This is a genomic window from Sinorhizobium alkalisoli, from assembly GCF_008932245.1.
Taxonomy (GTDB): domain Bacteria; phylum Pseudomonadota; class Alphaproteobacteria; order Rhizobiales; family Rhizobiaceae; genus Sinorhizobium; species Sinorhizobium alkalisoli.
The window spans coordinates 795,780-809,438 of the sequence record NZ_CP034909.1 but is presented as its reverse complement, the minus strand read 5'-3'; the positions used below and the strand labels follow the sequence as shown (position 1 = coordinate 809,438).

The following is a 13,659-nucleotide window of genomic DNA, read 5'->3' as shown; positions in this document are numbered from 1 at the left end:
GTTCATTCCGACAGGGCTGCGCCGTTCAACATTGCCCATTGCAGAAGCATGATGGTCTTGGCGTCGCAGATCTCGCCGCTGCCGATCATCCGGACGGCCTCTTCGAAAGGGACTTCCAGGACCTCGATGTCCTCACCCTCATGCGCAAGCCCTCCGCCTGCCGCCACTTTCCGGGATGTGTCGATACGGCCGAGGAAGAAGCTCGTCCGCTCTGTTATGGAGCCGGGACTCATATAGGCGTCGAAGAGATGCATGGCGCTTTCGATGCAGTAACCGGTCTCTTCCATGGCCTCGCGGCAGATCGCCACCTCCGGCTCCTCACCATCGAGAAGGCCAGCCGGCGTTTCGATCAGATAGGCCGACTCGCCTTGCATGAAGACTGGAATGCGAAGTTGACGCACGAGCACCACCACCTGCCGCTCCGGGTCGAAAAGCAGGATTGTCGCCGCACGGCCGTGGTCATGCACCTCGCGCACAAGACGCGCAGTGGTCCCATCGGACATCTGCTGCTCTAGCGTGACCTGCTCAAGGCTGATGAAGCCGTTCCAGAGCGGCCGCCGGTCGATGATCCGGACGCGTGAGTCGGAATGTTCCTTCATGACTGTCCTTCTTCGGAAGCGGGCTCTTGTTCGGCCCGATATTGTTCAGGCCGGGCGCAACCAGACCCGATTGTCGTGAAAGGCCGCGCCGCCATAGGGCGCGACCGCGTCGGCGCCGGTCAACACGTTGATCCCCTCGCCGTCGAGATGGGCGCCGTTTGGCCAGAGCCCCTCGGCGATGACGACGCCGCGGCGCGCGCCGCCGCCGATCCTGGCATGCAGGCGGATTTCGCCGCGCTCGTTGCCGAGCGTGACGATATCACCATCGCCGATGCCGAGGTCGGCGGCATCCCCGCCATGGATCATCACCTCCGGCCGCCCTTCCTTGGCAATCGAGGACGGCGTTTCCGCGAAGGTCGAGTTCAGGAATGAGCGGGCCGGCGAGGTCGCGAGCCGGAATGGATGGCGCGCGTCGGCGATTTCGATCAGATCTACCTGATCCGGAAACTGCGGCAATTGGCCGAACGGGCCCTGTGGGCCCATGGATTTCGGCGGCCGGTTCGGCGCGGGCGTGCCCGTCCAGTCCGCCTTGAAGCGGAACTTCCCATCCGGATGCCCGAAGCCGTGCAGGAAATGCGCGTCGTCGAAGGGCGGCTGGCAATCGAGCCATTTCCTCGCTTTCATCTCCTCGTAGCCGATCCCGTAATTGGCGAGCAGCCGATCGATATGCTGCCGCTCCGACATGCCGAAGCCGGGGCGGTCGTCGACGCCGAGGCGCCTTGCCAGTTCCTCGATAACGAAGAGATTGGTGCGCACCGTCGGCGGCGGCTCGACCAGTTTCGGACCGATCAGGATGTGCTGGTGACCGCCGCCACGATAGAGGTCGTCGTGTTCCAGGAACATGGTCGCGGGCAGCACGATGTCGGCCAGTTGCGCCGTATCGGTCATGAACTGCTCGTGCACGGCGACGAACAGGTCGTTACGCAGGAAGCCTCGCTTCACCAGCCGCTGCTCCGGCGCGACGTTCACCGGATTGGTGTTCTGGATGAGCAACGCCGTCACTGGCCCGCGGCGGCGCAACGCCTCTGCGTCGCCCGTCAGCACGCGGCCGATCTGCGACTGGTCGAGCATGCGCACGTCGGGATCGTTGAGTGCCGTGCCGACAAGTTCGCGCTTGTCCAGCTTGAAGATGTCGTTGTTCGAATGGAAAGCGCCGCCGCCCTCGTGCTTCCAGGAGCCGAGCACGGTCGCGACCGAGGCGGCCGCATGGATTGCGACGGAGCCGTTGCGCTGTCGGGTGAAGCCGTAGCCGAGGCGAAAATAGGATCTCGGCGTCGTTCCGACAAGCTTCGCGAAGGCCTCGATCTCCTCGACCGACAGGCCGGTGATGCCGGATGCCCATTTCGGCCCTCGCGTCTCAAGATGCGCCTCAAGACCCGCGGGATCGTCGGCGAACTGCGCCATGTAGGCCCGATCGGCATAGCCGTCGCGGAAGGCCACGTGCATGACGGCGCAGGCAAGTGCAGCGTCAGTGCCCGGTTCCAGCACGATGCCCATATCGGCCTGCTTCATCGTCGGATTGTCGTAGATGTCGATGACGACGATCTTTGCGCCGCGCTCCTTCCGCGCCTTGACGGCATGCGTCATCACATTGACCTGTGTCGCCACCGCATTGGTGCCCCAGATCACCACGCAATCGGACTTGGCCATTTCGCGCGGGTCGGGACCTCGCAGGGCTCCGGTCGCCATGGTGAAGCCTGTCCAGGCCATGTTGGTACAGATCGAGCCGAAGAAGCCCGAATAGCGCTTCGCGTGACGTAGCCGCTCGATCGAGTCGCGCTGGACCTGCCCCATGGTTCCGGCATAGAAATAGGGCCAGACCGCTTCCGCGCCGTACCTCTGCTCGGCCTTTACGAACTCATCGGCGATCTCGTCGAGGGCGGCTTCCCACGAGATTTCCTGCCACTTGCCCTCGCCTATGGCGCCGATGCGGCGCTGCGGCACCATCAGCCGGCCGGGATGGTAGATGCGCTCGCTGTAGCGCGCCACCTTGGCGCAGATAACACCGGCCGTATAACTGTTGTCGGCGGCACCGCGCAGCCGCCCGATCCGTCCGTCGGCGCTCAGGTCCACTTCCAGCGCGCAGGCCGAGGGACAATCGTGGGGGCAGACCGAATGGCGGACGGATTTTTGTGGGTTGATGGGGGTCGCAACGTTCATGGCTTTTCTATATGGCATGGGTCCGGGCGCTCAAAGCCTCTTTCGCCATTCATCGAAACATTTGATCGTAGCCATCGGCGGCTCTCATGAACTATCGGCACATCTACCATGCTGGCAATTTCGCCGATGTCCTGAAGCACGCGGTGCTGGCGCGGCTCGTCACCTATCTGAAGCAGAAGGACAAGGCCTTCCGGGTGCTCGACACCCATGCCGGCATCGGACTCTACGATCTTTCGAGCGAGGAAGCGCAAAAGACGGGCGAATGGCGCGAGGGCATCGGGCGGTTGATCGATGCCGAACTCCCCGCCACGGTCGCGGCTATCCTGGAGCCCTACCTCTCGGTCGTGCGCGACCTCAATCCGGAAGGCGGGCTCACCCATTATCCCGGTTCGCCGAAGCTCGTGCGCATGCTCTTTCGCCCGAAGGACAGGCTTTCGGCGATGGAATTGCATCCCGACGACTATGAAACGCTGCACCGGCTGTTCGACGGCGATTTCCAAAGCCGGATCACGCGGCTCGACGGCTGGCTAGCGCTCGGTGCCCATCTGCCGCCGAAAGAGAAGCGCGGTCTCGTCCTCGTCGATCCGCCCTTCGAGGTCGAAGGCGAGTACGAGCGGCTGGTCGATGGGCTCGCCAAGGCCTATCGCCGCTTCCCGGGAGGCATCTACTGCCTCTGGTACCCGCTGAAGAAAGGCGCGCCGATCAAGGAATTTCATGAGGCATTGAAGGCGCTCGACATCCCGAAAATGCTTGTCGCCGAACTCTCGGTCCGAAGCGACCGGAACACGACGGGGCTCGCCGGATCGGGTCTCGTCATCGTCAATCCGCCCTACACGCTCAAGGGCGAACTCGACATTCTGCTGCCCTTCCTGAAAGCGCATCTTACACAGGATCGGTTCGCTTCGGCACGCTGCTTCTGGCTGCGCGGGGAAACGCCACTCAACCGAGGGACTTGACGGAGACAAGCCGCCGGCCGCAATCTCTCCATGTGATTCAGGGAGGTAGCCATGACTTGCAAGCTTGCCGCAATGCTTCTCACCTCGCTTTCCATTGCCGCCGGAGCAGTCGGTCATGCCGCCGCTGCCGATTTTGCCGAGGCGCCCGTCGTCAAGCCGACTTACGATATCGGCGCTTGCGGCGATCCCTCCGTTCTCGGCTTCATTACCCGGCGCTTCGACTACAAGGCCGCAAACTATCTCCACGCGAATATCGCCATTTCCGAGATCCGCGACATGGGTCTCACGCGGTACGAGCCGCGTGATTACACCCATCTGGTGGAGCGCGAATATTGCTACGGAACGGCGGTTACCACCGACGGCTTGCGCCGCTCAATGTGGTATGTAATCGAGCGGCCATGGGGCTTTGCCGGCGTCGGCTCCAATGTCGAGTTCTGCATTGGCGGGCTCGATCCTTGGTATGTCTACGGCGCCCATTGCGCTTCGTTGCGTTGATCGCGGCAGAAAGGCTCTTGCCGGCGTTCGTCGCACTCTTCGCGATCGCCGGCTGCAGCGGCGACGACGGCAGCATGGCGGCGTCACCTGCAGCGAATACCGAAGCAATTCCAGTCGGCACGGGCTTTGACTTCTACGTGCTGTCACTTTCCTGGTCGCCGAGCTGGTGCAAGGCCAACGACCCGCAGGGAAAGACGGATCAATGCGAAACCGGTGGCCGGCGGCGGGGCCTTGTCGTCCATGGCCTGTGGCCGCAATACGAACGCGACTATCCGGAAAATTGTCCAAGCCAGGCGCCGCGGCGCGTGCCCGAGGCGCTCGGACGGCAATATCTCGATCTCATCCCGTCCATGGGCCTGATCGGCCATCAGTGGCGCAAGCACGGCACCTGCTCCGGGCTCGGCCAGGCCGATTATTTCGCCGTCACACGGATGGCTCGCGAAAGGCTCACCATTCCCCCCGACCTTCTGAGCACAGGTCAATCGCGCAATCTGTCCGTCTCGTCGATCGAATCGGCTTTTGTAAAGAAAAACCCGGGGATGACGCAGCAGATGATCGCCGTTACCTGCGAGGGCCGGCTTCTCGACGAGGTCAGGATTTGCTTCGACAAGGAGCTGAACTTCAGGACTTGCCCGGGAGTGGATAGCCGTGCCTGCAGAAGAAGCGCGGTCGTCCTGCCTTCCGCCCAATGAAACAGAAAGACGCCGTATGAAGATCTTTTACTCCCCCGCCTCCCCCTATTCGAACAAGGTCCGCATGGCGGCCCATCACGTCGGCCTGGCCGCGGAAAGCGTCTTGACGGACACCAACGCCAATGCGCCGGAACTCGTTGCGAACAATCCGCTCGGCAAGATTCCGACCCTGGTCGACGCGGATGGCCAGGCGATTTACGACAGCCGCGCGATCATGCACTTCATCGACCGAGAGACCAAAGGCAAGCTCTACCCCAAGAAGCCCGCAAAACGCACGGAGGTGGAAGTGCTGGAAGCGCTTTGTGACGGCATCTGCGACAGCCTGCTCGCCATCGTCTACGAAAAGCGCTCGCATCCGCCGGAAAAGGTGCATCAGCCCTGGATCGACCGGCAGTGGGAAAAGGTGGAGCGCGGCCTCGACACCCTCGAGGCCAATCTGCCGAAGACCGGCGGCAAACTGCATGCCGGCCACTTCGCTCTCGCCGCCATGCTGCGCTACATCGAGCTGCGCTTCACCGGCGAGTGGCAGAAAGGCCGGCGCAAACTCGAAAAATGGCCCGCCAAATTCGAGAAGCACTTCCCCGACTATTCGAAATTCAAGGCCTGACAGAATAGGTCGCATGCTAAAAAGGCCGGGTTACCCCGGCCTTTCTCGTTAGCAATCCGTCTTGGAGGATCAGAACTTCACGCCCATGCCGAGGCGGACGCTGTGCTCGTCATAGCCGGACGAGACAGTCGTACCACCCGGGCGGAAGTCCTTCGAGGCGTAGTCCGTGTAGCGGTATTCGGCACGCGCGGTGATGTTATCGGTGACGAAGGTCTCCGCGCCGACGCCGGCGGTCCAGCCGACCAGCGTCTTGTCGTCCGAGCCTGCTGAGGTCGACAGCTTGGCGTTGCCGAGCGCGACACCGGCCGTGCCATAAACGAGAACCGGGTTCACGTCGACGCCGACGCGACCGCGAACCGAGCCGTTGACGCCCTGCTTGACGCGGCGGTCGCCCCGCGTGGCATCATTGCCGGCATAGTTGATATCGGCTTCACCGCCATAGACCATCTGCCCGTCCTGGACGTTGTAGCCGCCGTAGAGGCCGCCGCCGAAACCGGCCGAGGTGTTGCCGCCGGTAGCATTGGCTTCGCCGTGATGCCAGTTCGCCGTGCCGCCGACATAGGCGCCCGACCAGTTCTTGACCGCGGGCTCGGTGTATTCGGCAGCCGGAGCAGCGGGGACCTCGTAGATCGCATCAGCGGCGTGGGCGGCCTGGAAGGCAACGAGAACCATGGCCGAAGGCATGAGGGTGGTGGTGAGTGTACGCATACTATTCTCCTTTTCGAACCGGCGCCCCGAAGCAAGCACGATGTGCCCCTTAGCGGGCTCCGGACATCTGTGATTAACCCGCCCGGTTGACCGAAAATTGGACAGCAAATGCGGATTCTCAAGAGCCAAAATATGGAATTTCAGTGGCGCCAGCGCGGCGGAAATTCGGTGTTGCTTTCCCACAACAGGGTATCTATTAACTATATCTTGAGATTAACGAAAACTATACTTTAACCGCAGAAAATAACTCAATTTGCGCCGATCCCGTTAAATTTTTGGAAATGAATCGTCCGGGGAGTGTTTCGGCCGCCTGCTTCCGGCCTATATCTTGGAGCTGTTGGAACAGGATTCGCGGAACGGGACGACACGTTGAAAAGGGCACTCAAGGCGGCACTGGTCACGGGCGGTGCCCGACGGATAGGCAGGGCAATAGTCAAGGATCTGGCGGCGCACGGCTTTGCGGTCGCCATTCATGCGAACGGCTCCTTCTCCGACGCGGAGACATTGGTGGCGGAGCTTGGCGCCGAGGGCGTCAGGGCCGTCGCGCTGAAGGCGGACCTAACCAATGCCGAAGCCGCATCCCGGCTGATTGCGGAGGCCGTTGCCCGGATCGGCCCGCTTGATCTTCTCGTCAACAATGCTTCCGTCTTCAGCAAGGACAGTCTCGAGCAGTTCGACGAAGCGGTGTGGGAGCGGCATTTCGCGCTCCACGTGAAGGCCCCGTCCCTGCTTGCCGGTGATTTCGCCCGTCAGCGGCCAGGCGGAGTCTCCGGCCTCATCATCAATGTGATCGATCAGCGTGTCTGGTCTCCCAATCCCCGCTTTTATTCCTATATGCTGTCCAAGTCGGCGCTCTGGACGGCTACCCGGACGATGGCGCAGGCGCTTGCCCCCGACATCCGCGTCAACGGCATTGGACCGGGCCCGACGCTGCCCAACGACCGGCAGGACCGAGCGGATTTCGAGGCGCAGGTCGAGGCGTTGATCCTCAGGCGCGGCCCGACGCTCGACGAATTCGGACGCGCGATCCGCTTCCTTTTCGAGACGCCCTCGGTTACCGGACAGATGATCGCGCTCGACGGCGGGCAACACCTCGCCTGGGAGACGCCGGATATTCGGGAGATAGTCGAATGAACGGGCGAACGCCCACGGATGGCGGCATTCTTTATGACGGCAGCGAGACGGACGACGACGAAGACCTCGTCGAAGCAAGCGAGAGCGAGCGACCCGTCCGCGCGGTCGCGTGGGCGGAAGGCCCGCCGGAAACGGAAGGTCTCAAAGGCGCCGAATTGATCCAGGCTTTCGTCAAGCGCTTGCCGAACGGGCCGGGTGTCTATCGCATGCTCAACGAGGCCGGCGACGTGCTTTACGTGGGCAAGGCGCGCAGCCTCAAAAAGCGGGTGAGCAACTACGCGCAGGGGCGCGGCCACTCCAACCGTATCGCGCGCATGGTCCGCGAGACCGCGAATATGGAATTCGTCACGACACGGACGGAGATCGAGGCGCTGCTGCTCGAGGCGAACCTGATCAAGCGCCTTCGTCCGCGGTTCAACGTGCTTCTGCGCGACGACAAGTCCTTTCCCTATATCGTCGTCACCGGCGACACCCGCGCCCCTGCACTCTACAAGCATCGCGGCGCGCGCAGCCGAAAGGGCGAGTATTTCGGCCCCTTCGCCTCGGCCGGCGCCGTCGGACGAACGATTAATTCGCTGCAGCGCGCCTTCCTGCTCCGGACCTGCACCGACAGCGTCTTCGAAACGCGCACGCGTCCTTGCCTGCTTTACCAGATCAAGCGCTGCGCGGCGCCCTGCACGGGCGAGATCAGCGATGAAGATTATGCGGAGCTCGTCCGGGAGGCGATGGATTTCCTCTCCGGCAAGAGCCAGGCGGTGAAGCAGACGATCGCCGCCGCCATGGCGGAAGCCTCCGAAAATCTCGACTTCGAGCGCGCGGCGCTCTATCGCGACCGGCTGGCAGCACTCAGCCACGTCCAGAGCCATCAGGGCATCAACCCGGCGGGCGTCGAGGAGGCGGATGTCTTCGCCATCCATCATGAAGGCGGGATCTCCTGCATTCAAGTGTTCTTCTTCCGCACCGGGCAGAACTGGGGCAACCGCGCCTATTTCCCCAAGGCGGACCCGGCGCTCCCGGCAAGCGAGGTGCTCAGTGCCTTTCTGGCGCAGTTCTATGACGACAAGCCCTGCCCGCGGCAGATCCTGCTCTGCGAAGCTGTCGCGGAACAGGAGCTCCTCGCCCAGGCGCTTACCGAGAAATCCGGTTACAAAGTGTCGATTCTCGTGCCGCAGCGCGGCGAGAAGAAGGACCTCGTCGACCACGCCCTCGCCAACGCGCGCGAGGCACATGGCCGCAAGCTCGCAGAAACGGCATCGCAGTCGCGGCTGCTCGAGGGCTTTGCGGACACCTTCAAGCTCCCTTACGTGCCGCGCCGCATCGAGATCTACGACAACTCGCACATCATGGGCACCAATGCGGTCGGCGGCATGGTGGTGGCCGGCCCGGAAGGCTTCGTCAAAGGCCAGTATCGCAAGTTCAACATCAAATCGACCGACATCACCCCCGGCGACGATTTCGGCATGATGCGCGAGGTTATGACGCGCCGCTTTTCGCGTCTCCTGAAGGAGGAAGGGAAGCCAGACCGCTCGGCTGATCCAGGCGAGGAGACCGGCTTTCCGGCCTGGCCCGACGTCATCCTGATCGACGGCGGCCAGGGACAGATGACGGCCGTTCGCGCCATTCTGGAGGAACTCGAGATCGAGGATTGCGTGGCGGCGATCGGCGTCGCCAAGGGCGTCGATCGCGATGCCGGACGCGAGCGCTTCTTCGCTGAAGGCCGGGAAAGCTTCACCCTGCCGCCGCGCGATCCGGTCCTCTATTTCATCCAGCGGCTTCGCGACGAGGCGCACCGCTTTGCCATCGGTTCGCACCGGGCGCGGCGCAAGAAGGAGATGGTCAAGAACCCGCTCGACGAAATCGCCGGCATCGGCCCGACCCGCAAGCGCGCGCTTCTCACCCACTTCGGCACCGCCAAGGCGGTATCGCGCGCCGGCGTCAACGATCTGATGGCGGTGAACGGCATTTCCGAGTCGGTCGCCCGCCTCGTCTACGAGCACTTTCACGAGGACGCCACCAAATGAATTTCCGGGTGGCGCAATTCAGCCTGCATTCAGCCGAATCCGGGAAATATGACAGAGGTGTTCGAATGACCTGTTGACCTTGCGGTCGCAAAGTCATTCTGTACACGTGCAAACTTGGGGGGACGGGAAAACCGTCGTCAAGCTTGTCCCGCTCGCCCCGCAACCAGAACAGCCAGCGCCGATAACCCTAGATCGCGGAAATGGGGGAGGTCGTGTCCAGAGAAACCGAGTCTATGCCAACGCCCGTAGCCTACAGCATCCCGAACCTGCTGACCTATTTCCGCATCCTCATCGTGCCGCTGATCGTGTTCTGCTTCTTCATCGAGGGCCGACTGCACAGCTCCGATTTCGCCCGCTGGACGGCGCTCGTGCTCTTCATCACCGCCTCGATCACGGACTTCTTCGACGGCTATCTCGCCCGCATCTGGAAGCAGACCTCCAATATCGGCCGAATGCTGGACCCGATCGCCGACAAATTGCTGGTCGCCTCGATCCTCCTGCTCGTGGCCGCCGACGGCACGATTGCCGGCTGGTCGATCTGGGCGGCGATCATTATTCTTTGCCGGGAGATCCTCGTTTCCGGCCTGCGCGAATATCTCGCGGCGCTCAAGGTCAGCGTGCCGGTGACGCGGGTCGCCAAATGGAAGACGACGATCCAGATGGTGGCGATCGCCTTCCTGCTTGCCGGTCCGGCCGGCGACAAGATCGTGCCCTATACGACGGAAGCGGGTATCCTGCTTCTGTGGATCGCGGCGGCGATCACGCTCTATACGGGCTATGATTATTTCCGCGCCGGACTCAAACACGTGGTCAACGAATGAGCACCGTCAATCTCGTCTATTTCTCATGGGTCCGCGAGCGGATCGGCAAGGGTGAGGAAACGCTGGAACTGCCGGCGGACGTCGTCACGATCGCCGATCTGCTGGCTTATCTGAAGACGCTCGGCGCAGAATATGAGGCGGCGCTGGAGCATGAGAACGTCATCCGTGCGGCGATCGACCGGGAACATGTCGCGCATGGCGAACCGGTCGCCGGCGCCCGCGAGATCGCTCTCTTTCCTCCGATGACGGGCGGCTAGGACCATGGCTGCGCCCGTCACCGTGCGCGTCCAGCTGGAGGACTTCGACCTCGCTGCCGAGCTCTCCGCGCTTCGCCGCGGGCGGACGGACATTGGCGCGGTGGTCAGCTTTTCCGGACTCTGCCGCGACGAGGCGGGCGCGCTCAATGCACTTGAACTCGAACATTACCCCGGCATGGCGGAGGCCGAGATCCGTCGCATCTGCCACGAGGCAACGACGCGCTTCGGCCTGCAGGCGGCGACCGCCATTCACCGCTTCGGCCGGATCAATCCCGGCGAGAACATCGTCCTGGTGATTGCCGCCTCGCCGCACAGGCAAGCGGCCTTCGACGGCGCGAATTTCATCATGGACTTCCTCAAGACCTCGGCCCCCTTCTGGAAGAAAGAGCATCACGCCGACGGCAGCGCCGGCGAATGGGTCAGCGCCAGGGACGTGGACGACGCGGCGCGCGAGCGGTGGGAAGACTGACCACGTTGCAGGGGGAACGCGTTTCACCACTCACCCCACCATTGCGTCAGTCGCACCACGTCCGCACCGATCACCGAAGCCGGCCCTGCGAGGAGGAAGACTCGGCTGTGGGCGGCTTCTATGGGATCGTCTTCTCCCGACGCGTCACGACCAGGACGACGACCAGAAAACCGAAGATCGCAAAGTCCCGCCAGAGGATCGGTCCGTAAGCGCTCCATAGCGTCTCCAGGAGCCCCACGCCGGCCGCGCCGCAGGCTGCAAGAAGAGGCGCCGTCTGGCCGCCGATCGCGGCGATGAAGAGCACCTTCACCCCGAAGCTCAGGCCCATGCCGAAATCCATGTTGCCGTAGTAGGATGCGGCAAGAACTCCGCAGACAATGGCAATCAGTGCGGCCGCGCCATAGGCGGCGATATAGACGGCCGATGGATCGACACCGCAAAGGGCGGCCGCCTCACGATCTTCCGAGACGGCGCGCCAGTAACGGCCGGCATAGGAATGGGTGAGCAACCAGTGCCCTCCGGCAACCAGCGCTGTCATCAGCCCGGTATTCACCAGTTGAACGGTGGTCAGGGTCACGGGAAACCGCGGGTTCGGCCAAAAGACGATGACCTCGTTCAGGAACGGCGGCAGCCAGAGGCTGCGCGTATCCGACGCAAGACGCGCCGTTTCCATGAGCACCAGCAGACTACCCAGAGAGGCGACGACCACGGCGTTTGCGGATGAAAAGGCGAGCGGACGCATGACGTAGCGCCCTGCGACGAGGCCGGCACCAAGGCCGAATGCAAGGGCCGCAGCAGCCCCGACCCCAAGGGCGGCAGGCAGCACGAGCCAAAGGCGGTTCCAGCCGAAGTCGGCAAAGAGCACAAAGATCTGTCCGGCGAAGGCGAAGAGCGCGCCATAGGTCAGATCGGCCCGCCTCGTCACGGCGAAGGCGATGGCATAGCCGAAGGCGAGCGCCGCATACAGCGCGGCCACGGGTGCGGCGTTGGCGATCTGCTGAAGAAAATAGGCCATGGCATCTCCCGTAACGCACCCCCGAGATGATCCGGGTTCACAGAAGCTCAATTTACATCGCGAACTGCGGCGGCGGATCGGGAACCCGCCCGAAGCTTTGCCATTACGGCCCGTCGACAGATGCAATATAACTTGCAAACCTGGTTTTGCCAGTTAGTATTTCCGACATGAGCTTCACCTGGACTGCACATCGATTCGCCGGGGGCGCCCTGGCGCTGGACGTCGCCAATTCCGTCGTCCTGCGCTTCGATCCGCAGCGCAGGATCGACCGTTTCGCCGATTTCGCGGCAATGGACTCCTTCGCCGACGCCGCCAATCTCTACGGCGCCGAGCGGCAGCGCTTCGGGCCGCTCGGTCGGGCGCGGCCCGAACACCGCAAATCATTTCTGGACTTGCGCGAGGCAGCGGACCGTCATTTCCGGGCGAAGGTACTGGACCAGGACCGGCCCGATCTTCTCGCAGATCTTCTGGAAGCAATCGCCGCCGTCCTGCGCCGGACCCCGCAACGCGGCGGCAACATCGCCCTCGACGCGGCGACGGCGCATTCGGCGCTCAGCCTCGTCTCCAATCCGGAGCCGGACCGACTGAAAATCTGCCCCAATTGCGAATGGCTGTTTCTCGACCGCAGCCGCAACAGGAGCCGCACCTGGTGCGACATGGCGGTTTGCGGCAACCGCTCCAAGGCCAGGCGTCACTATCGCCGCAGAGAGGAAACGCAGCCATGAAGAGAATAGCTATTTGCGCCGTCCTGGCCGCGGTGGCTCTTATCGGCTGCCAGCGCGAGACCGGGCCCGACCCGTTAAAGCTCACCGGCAAGATATTCGTGTTCAACTACCGGCTGGCTTACGCCACCTACATGATTACACTCAACAAGACCGAACCCGTCCCAGACGGCAGTGTCGTGGTGGCGAGTTTCGAGAACCCCGCCGGCGGCGAGCCGCTGACACTCACGCGCAAGCTCTTCCCCAAGCTCGACAAAATCGTGCTGGAAAGCCCCGATGTCACCTGCGTCAGGAAAGAGAGGCCCTATGCCGTGACGATCGAGGTCAAGGGGCCGGACGGAGCAACGCTGCAGAAATTGGAAACGACGGTGACGTCCGACGTCGATCAGGATGTCCTGCCGGCGAGGCCCCTGGTGGTGGGGCCGGCCTATGACAAGAATCCGGAGGTCTTCCGCGACGGTCTGGCGCCGATGCAGTTCGACATGGCCGCCTGCCCGGCATAAAGCAAACGGGGCGTCGCCGCCCCGTTCATGGAATCGTTTCAAGCCGTTGCGGCCCGAAGCGAAGATTTTGATTCAGCCGACGATCTCGGTGCCGGCGAACCAGTAAGCGATTTCCTCGGCGGCCGTTTCCGGACCGTCGGAACCGTGAACGGAGTTTTCGCCGATCGACAGCGCGAAGACCTTACGGATGGTGCCTTCGTCGGCATTGGCCGGGTTGGTGGCGCCCATGATTTCGCGGTTCTTGGCAATCGCGTTCTCGCCTTCGAGAACCTGAACGACCGTCGGGCCGGAGGACATGAACTCGACCAGTTCGCCGAAGAACGGGCGCTCCTTGTGGACGGCGTAGAAGCCTTCAGCCTCGCGGCGGCTCATCCACACGCGCTTCGAAGCGACGACCCGCAGGCCGGCGTCTTCGAGCATCTTGGTGATGGCGCCGGTCAGGTTGCGCTTCGTCGCATCCGGCTTGATCATCGAAAAGGTACGTTCAATCGCCATTGGCA

16 protein-coding genes are annotated in these 13,659 nt (G+C 62.9%); 11 read left to right on the top strand and 5 right to left on the bottom strand.

Annotated elements, in window-relative coordinates:
• Positions 1–2: 2 nt before the first annotated feature.
• Both EKH55_RS03900 and EKH55_RS03895 read right to left on the bottom strand, forming a co-directional pair.
• Positions 3–599 (bottom strand): NUDIX domain-containing protein, encoded by a 597-nt coding sequence (locus EKH55_RS03900; protein WP_151611003.1) that lies wholly within the window; start codon positions 597–599, stop codon positions 3–5.
• A gap of 45 nt (positions 600–644) precedes the next feature.
• Entirely contained in the window at positions 645–2,777 is a 2,133-nt protein-coding gene (locus EKH55_RS03895; RefSeq protein ID WP_151611002.1) for a molybdopterin-containing oxidoreductase family protein, read from the bottom strand.
• Between the two features lie 68 nt (positions 2,778–2,845).
• Between EKH55_RS03895 and EKH55_RS03890 the strand changes: the two genes are divergently transcribed.
• From EKH55_RS03890 to EKH55_RS03875, 4 genes are all read left to right on the top strand, one after another.
• Complete coding sequence (locus EKH55_RS03890) at positions 2,846–3,715, top strand: 23S rRNA (adenine(2030)-N(6))-methyltransferase RlmJ (protein ID WP_151611001.1); 870 nt, start codon at positions 2,846–2,848, stop codon at positions 3,713–3,715.
• Positions 3,716–3,766: 51 nt separating this feature from the next.
• A complete protein-coding gene (locus EKH55_RS03885) occupies positions 3,767–4,210 on the top strand; it encodes a hypothetical protein (RefSeq protein ID WP_069460629.1) in 444 nt (147 codons plus the stop codon).
• A gap of 74 nt (positions 4,211–4,284) precedes the next feature.
• Positions 4,285–4,902, top strand: a complete 618-nt coding sequence (locus EKH55_RS03880; protein WP_425353250.1) for a ribonuclease T2 family protein — start codon at positions 4,285–4,287, stop codon at positions 4,900–4,902.
• A 16-nt stretch (positions 4,903–4,918) separates the two neighbouring features.
• Complete coding sequence (locus EKH55_RS03875) at positions 4,919–5,509, top strand: glutathione S-transferase (protein WP_151611000.1); 591 nt, start codon at positions 4,919–4,921, stop codon at positions 5,507–5,509.
• Positions 5,510–5,578: 69 nt separating this feature from the next.
• Here EKH55_RS03875 and EKH55_RS03870 read toward each other — a convergent pair whose 3' ends face one another.
• Positions 5,579–6,217, bottom strand: coding sequence for an outer membrane protein (locus tag EKH55_RS03870; RefSeq protein ID WP_151610999.1), 639 nt, complete (start codon positions 6,215–6,217; stop codon positions 5,579–5,581).
• A gap of 369 nt (positions 6,218–6,586) precedes the next feature.
• Here EKH55_RS03870 and EKH55_RS03865 point away from each other — a divergent pair, with 369 nt between their 5' ends.
• The 5 genes from EKH55_RS03865 (at position 6,587) to EKH55_RS03845 (ending at position 10,919) form a co-directional block, all read left to right on the top strand.
• Entirely contained in the window at positions 6,587–7,351 is a 765-nt protein-coding gene (locus EKH55_RS03865) for an SDR family oxidoreductase (RefSeq protein WP_069460625.1), read from the top strand.
• A 206-nt stretch (positions 7,352–7,557) separates the two neighbouring features.
• A complete protein-coding gene (uvrC, locus tag EKH55_RS03860) occupies positions 7,558–9,372 on the top strand; it encodes an excinuclease ABC subunit UvrC (RefSeq protein ID WP_427915840.1) in 1,815 nt (604 codons plus the stop codon).
• Between the two features lie 233 nt (positions 9,373–9,605).
• Entirely contained in the window at positions 9,606–10,193 is a 588-nt protein-coding gene (gene pgsA, locus EKH55_RS03855) for a CDP-diacylglycerol--glycerol-3-phosphate 3-phosphatidyltransferase (RefSeq protein ID WP_069460623.1), read from the top strand.
• A complete protein-coding gene (gene moaD / locus EKH55_RS03850; RefSeq protein WP_069460622.1) occupies positions 10,190–10,450 on the top strand; it encodes a molybdopterin converting factor subunit 1 in 261 nt (86 codons plus the stop codon). Before pgsA ends, moaD begins: the two co-directional genes overlap by 4 nt.
• Before the next feature lie 4 nt (positions 10,451–10,454).
• Positions 10,455–10,919: a molybdenum cofactor biosynthesis protein MoaE gene (locus tag EKH55_RS03845; protein WP_069460621.1), complete on the top strand. Its 465-nt coding sequence runs from the start codon at positions 10,455–10,457 to the stop codon at positions 10,917–10,919.
• Positions 10,920–11,037: 118 nt separating this feature from the next.
• Here EKH55_RS03845 and EKH55_RS03840 read toward each other — a convergent pair whose 3' ends face one another.
• Positions 11,038–11,934 carry a branched-chain amino acid ABC transporter permease gene (locus tag EKH55_RS03840; RefSeq protein ID WP_151610998.1) on the bottom strand — a complete coding sequence of 299 codons (897 nt, stop codon included), beginning with the start codon at positions 11,932–11,934 and terminating at the stop codon, positions 11,038–11,040.
• Between the two features lie 167 nt (positions 11,935–12,101).
• Here EKH55_RS03840 and EKH55_RS03835 point away from each other — a divergent pair, with 167 nt between their 5' ends.
• Both EKH55_RS03835 and EKH55_RS03830 read left to right on the top strand, forming a co-directional pair.
• The gene (locus EKH55_RS03835; RefSeq protein ID WP_069460619.1) at positions 12,102–12,659 is read left to right on the top strand and encodes a CGNR zinc finger domain-containing protein; all 558 of its coding nucleotides are present in this window, start codon (positions 12,102–12,104) and stop codon (positions 12,657–12,659) included.
• Positions 12,656–13,159 (top strand): hypothetical protein, encoded by a 504-nt coding sequence (locus tag EKH55_RS03830; RefSeq protein ID WP_069460618.1) that lies wholly within the window; start codon positions 12,656–12,658, stop codon positions 13,157–13,159. Before EKH55_RS03835 ends, EKH55_RS03830 begins: the two co-directional genes overlap by 4 nt.
• Positions 13,160–13,231: 72 nt before the next feature.
• On the opposite strand, the gene ndk is transcribed toward EKH55_RS03830, so the two are convergent.
• Entirely contained in the window at positions 13,232–13,654 is a 423-nt protein-coding gene (gene ndk, locus EKH55_RS03825; RefSeq protein ID WP_034854226.1) for a nucleoside-diphosphate kinase, read from the bottom strand.
• Between the last annotated feature and the right edge of the window lie 5 nt (positions 13,655–13,659).